Raw genomic sequence first — 311 nt, 5'->3', positions numbered from 1 at the left:
TAGCTACCGTACAGAAACATTACCAGCAAATCTATTACAAGCACAACGTGATTACTTCGGTGCTCACACGTATCAACGTGTTGACAAAGAAGGAGTTTTCCATACGAACTGGATGTAATTATTCGTTCTTGGTAACCAATTAATAAATAAAAAGATCCCCACATCAGAACTTGATGTGAGGTGCCCCCTAAAAGTTAGAGTTTTATATTAAGCAGCTAATTGGCTGGTATGAATCCGGTATTGAACGGGACTCATGCCTGCCAATTTTTTCTTTATACGCTTGATATTATAATACTCTATATATGCTTCAA

Annotated in this window: 2 protein-coding genes; one reads left to right on the top strand and one right to left on the bottom strand. The window is 37.0% G+C overall.

Going from position 1 to position 311, the window contains the following annotated elements:
- Nucleotides 1-118 (top strand): hypothetical protein (locus K9V48_RS28775; protein ID WP_224142270.1); only part of this gene is annotated, 118 nt, incomplete at its 5' end.
- A gap of 89 nt (nucleotides 119-207) precedes the next feature.
- On the opposite strand, the gene K9V48_RS28770 is transcribed toward K9V48_RS28775, so the two are convergent.
- Nucleotides 208-311, bottom strand: a 104-nt coding sequence (locus K9V48_RS28770; RefSeq protein ID WP_224142365.1) for an IS3 family transposase, incomplete at its 5' end; no start/stop codon positions are given.

This window comes from Metabacillus rhizolycopersici (assembly GCF_020075705.1).
This window is presented reverse-complemented; position numbering and strand designations above follow the sequence as displayed.